The organism is Mycobacterium sp. E2479, from assembly GCF_001667925.1.
GTDB lineage: Bacteria > Actinomycetota > Actinomycetes > Mycobacteriales > Mycobacteriaceae > Mycobacterium.
This window is the reverse complement of record NZ_LZJR01000016.1, coordinates 1-731: the sequence shown is the minus strand read 5'-3', so window position 1 is coordinate 731 and position 731 is coordinate 1. Positions and strand designations below refer to the sequence as shown.

Sequence of the window (731 nt, the reverse complement as noted above, 5' to 3'; positions counted from 1 at the left end):
TCGTTGTCGACCGTTCACGTCGACGGCGAAGTTGCCGGTGATTTGTTCGCGCGCGTCGAGGCCATCCCGCGTGAGCACGTCATCGGCACGGTCAACCGGCACAAGACCTGGAGCACCGCCGAGGAGTACATCGCCGCCCTTGAGGCGCGGCCCTTGGGACCGAATGTGGCTGCCTTCATTGGGCATTCGGACATGCGGGCCGCGACAATGGGTCTGGACCGCGCCACCCGCAAGGACGTGCGGCCGAACAAGGCCGAGCAGACACGGATGGAGCAGATGCTCGTCGCAGCCCTACAGGCCGGGTTCGTCGGAATGTCTTCGCAGCAACTGCTTTTCGACAAGCTTGACGGCGAGGCCTGCCGCTCCCGTACCCTGCCGTCCACGTATGCAAAGCCGCGAGAGCTGCGCAGGCTGAAATCCCTGCTGCGGCGCAGCGGGCGAGTCTTGCAGGCGGGTCCCGACATTCAGAACCCGCTCAACATCGCATCACAGGCAGTGCAGTCGCTGGGCATCGGCCGCAGGCAGCTGAAGACCACTCTGCTCTCCGCCGCCGACATCAAAGCCAACCCCTGGTTGATCGCGGTGATGGGCCCGGCGGCCCGCCTTATCAACAAGCTGGGCGGGGACTTTCGCTGGCAGCACCTGCCGGTGCCGTTCGAGTTGTACTCCGATGGAATCGACCTGCCGGTCTTCGAGGAGTTCGGCGCCGGAACGGCCGCCCTGCACTTGCG

The 731-nt window shown here is 65.4% G+C and carries 1 pseudogene; it reads left to right on the top strand.

From position 1 onward, the window contains the following. Window positions 1–731 (top strand): annotated as a pseudogene (locus A5686_RS27505) (hypothetical protein); the annotation flags it as partial.